Genomic DNA, 2,260 nt, shown 5'->3' on the forward strand with positions numbered 1-2,260 from the left:
CGTGGGCCCGCACTCGGCGGACGAGTTCCGCTGACGGGGGTTTGCCTCCGGCGGAGTCACCACTAGGCTTCACGGCAACATAACGCGCGGGTTTCCAGACCGCGCTGTGCTTGGAGCGGGCGCCGAGGGGGCGCCCGGTCACGAACGACGAAGGGGTTGCAACTCAATGCAGATCTCGCATGCGCGCAGTGGAGCGCGCATTCTCGGGCTGGCGCTCGCCGCGCTGGCGATCGCCGTGCCGGGCGCCCAGGCCAAGGGCAAATCCGCGCACAAGGGCAAGCAGAAGGACCAGCGCGTCCAGCTGCTCGCGATCAACGACCTCCACGGCCACCTCGCCCCTGACACTCCGGGCACGATCCAGATCGGGTGCTGCAACCCGGTCCGGAACACCAGCGGGACTCAGACGGGCTGGGCGCCGATCACGCAGCCCACGGGCGGCATCGAGTACCTCGCCACCCACATGAAGGCCCTGCAGGCCCAGAACCCGAACACGATCACCGTGGGGGCGGGCGACCTCATCGGCGCCAGCCCGCTCGTCTCGGCGCTGTTCCACGACGAGCCCACCATCGAGGCGATGAACCTCATCGGCATGGACGACGTCGGCGTGGGCAACCACGAGTTCGACGAGGGCGTCGCGGAGCTGCAGCGCATGCAGTACGGCAACCAGCGGGGCGGCGACGGCTGCCATCCCGTCGACGGCTGCCAGGACGGGAGCCCGTTCGGCGGTGCGTTCTTCAAGTACCTCGCCGCCAACGTGTTCTTCACGGGCACGAACCGCACGATCTTCCCTCCGTACGAGGTCAAGAAGGTCGGCAACGCGAAGATCGCGTTCATCGGCATGACCTTCGAGGGCACGCCGACCGTGGTCACCCCGTCGGCCGTCGAGGGCCTCGAGTTCCGGCCTGAGGTCACGACCGCCAACGCACTCGTGCGCAAGCTCCGCCGCGAGCAGGGCGTCAAGTCCTTCGTCGTGCTGCTGCACCAGGGCGGCTCGCAGCGGGTGCCCGCTCCGGTGTTCCCGGGGCCGCAGAACCAGCCGAACGCGTACATGGACGTCAACAAGTGCGACGACTTCAACGGCCCGGAGATGAAGGCCATCGCCGAGGGGCTCGACCCGCGCATCGGCGTCATCGTCTCCGCCCACACGCACCAGCCCTACGTCTGCAACTTCTCGGGCAAGCTCGTGACCAGCGCCGCGTCGTTCGGGCGGCTGATCACGGACATCGACCTCACCATCGGCCACCGGTCGAAGGCGATCGAGTCGGCGGTCGCGACGAACCGCCTGGTCTCCCAGGACGTCCCGAAGGACGCGCAGGCCTCGGCGCTCCTGAAGAAGTACACGGACCTGTCGGCGCCGCTCGCCAACCGGATCATCGGCACGATCTCCGCCGACATCCTGTCCGCGCGCGGCACGCCCAACGGCCAGAACGCCGCGGGTGAGCAGCCGATGGGCGACGTGATCGCGGACGCCATGCTCGAGGCCACCTCCCCGACCGACTTCGGCGGTGCCGTGGCGGCCTTCATGAACGCCGGCGGCGTGCGCAGCAGCCTGTTCCATGCCCGCACCGGCGTCGAGACGGCGGACGGCCAGGTCACCTACGGCGAGGCGTTCACCGTCCAGCCGTTCGGCAACACGCTCGTCGTCAAGACGTGCACCGGCCAGCAGCTCTACGACGTGCTCAACCAGCAGTTCAACAACCCGTCGACCGGCTCGAACCGGATCATGCTGCCGTCGGCGAACGTCCGCTACACATGGGACAACGCCACGAAGCGGGTGGTGGACGGAACCCTCACGTTCGGCGGCGTGGCCGTCGACAAGGCCGCCTCCTACCGGATCGCCATGAACAACTTCATGGCCGACGGCGGTGACGGCTACACCGTGTTCACGCAGTGCACGAACGCGCTCGGCGGCGAGGTCGACCTCGATGCGTTCACGCGCTATCTCGGGAACCACCCGAACCTCGCGCCGCCGCCGCTGAACCGCATCACGCGACTCAACTAGCGCCTCTCGGCGGCGGGCGAGGCTCCGGCCTTGCCCGCCGCCGCTCCGTCGGCCACAATCCGCCGCGCGTGACTGCAGAGCTCAACCACCGCGAGCTCGAGCGCTACGTGCGGCGGATCGCGGACCGCTGGCCGGTCCAGCGCGCGCTGCTCGGCGGCGCCCGGGTGGCCGACGTCCGCGGCGCCCCCGCGCAGCGCGAGCGCGGGCCCGAGTACGTGGTCGTGCTCGTGTCCGAGCACTTCGACGGCGTGCCGTGGC

The 2,260-nt window shown here is 69.6% G+C and carries 2 protein-coding genes; both read left to right on the forward strand.

Annotated elements, in window-relative coordinates; translation table 11 throughout:
* Nucleotides 1-166: 166 nt before the first annotated feature.
* Complete coding sequence (locus VFX99_RS14280; RefSeq protein WP_329666959.1) at nucleotides 167-2,002, forward strand: bifunctional metallophosphatase/5'-nucleotidase; 1,836 nt, start codon at nucleotides 167-169, stop codon at nucleotides 2,000-2,002.
* 68 nt (nucleotides 2,003-2,070) lie between these two features.
* The coding region (locus tag VFX99_RS14285; RefSeq protein WP_329666960.1) for a hypothetical protein at nucleotides 2,071-2,260 on the forward strand (190 nt) is incomplete at its 3' end.

The organism is Microbacterium sp., from assembly GCF_036277215.1.
Classification (GTDB): domain Bacteria; phylum Actinomycetota; class Actinomycetes; order Actinomycetales; family Microbacteriaceae; genus Microbacterium.